Source organism: Methylobacterium crusticola (genome assembly GCF_003574465.1).
GTDB classification, from domain to species: domain Bacteria; phylum Pseudomonadota; class Alphaproteobacteria; order Rhizobiales; family Beijerinckiaceae; genus Methylobacterium; species Methylobacterium crusticola.
Genome location: NZ_QOWC01000553.1, coordinates 1 through 305, shown reverse-complemented (window position 1 = coordinate 305; position 305 = coordinate 1). Strand labels below are relative to the sequence as shown.

General features: G+C 63.6%; 1 protein-coding gene. It reads left to right on the top strand.

Annotation, left to right across the window (positions count from 1 at the left end; genetic code table 11):
* Positions 1–305, top strand: a 305-nt coding sequence (locus DT057_RS35315; RefSeq protein WP_276469435.1) for a POTRA domain-containing protein, incomplete at both ends; no start/stop codon positions are given.

Genomic DNA, 305 nt, shown 5'->3' with positions numbered 1-305 from the left:
TACCTCACCATCAACATCACCGAAGGCGAGAAGTACACCGTCTCGGGCGTCAAGCTCGAAGGCGAGACCTTCGGCCGCGAGGAAGAGTTGCGCCAGCTGATCCTGCTGCAGCCGGGCAAGACCTATTCGGGCGCGCTGCAGGAAGCCTCGAACAAGCGCATCGCCGCGCGCCTCGGCCAGTTCGGCTATGCCTTTGCCAACGTCAACGCCGACCCGCAGATCGACCGCGAGAAGCGCGAAGTCTCCTTTACCTTCGTCGTCGATCCGGGCAAGCGCGCCTACGTGCGCCACGTGAACATCTCGGG